We start from the raw sequence: 251 nt of genomic DNA on the forward strand, positions 1-251 counted from the left end.
TGCGCACGCTTTACGCCCAGTAATTCCGATTAACGCTTGCACCCTACGTATTACCGCGGCTGCTGGCACGTAGTTAGCCGGTGCTTATTCTTCCGGTACCGTCATCCCCCCAGGGTATTAACCCGGAGGTTTTCTTTCCGGACAAAAGTGCTTTACAACCCGAAGGCCTTCTTCACACACGCGGCATTGCTGGATCAGGCTTTCGCCCATTGTCCAAAATTCCCCACTGCTGCCTCCCGTAGGAGTCTGGG

At 55.0% G+C, this 251-nt stretch carries 1 rRNA gene; it reads right to left on the reverse strand.

The features are described from left to right. Positions 1-251 (reverse strand): 16S ribosomal RNA (locus tag FQ746_RS02745); the annotation flags it as partial.

Source organism: Paraburkholderia sp. BCC1886, from assembly GCF_900996245.1.
Lineage (GTDB): Bacteria > Pseudomonadota > Gammaproteobacteria > Burkholderiales > Burkholderiaceae > Paraburkholderia.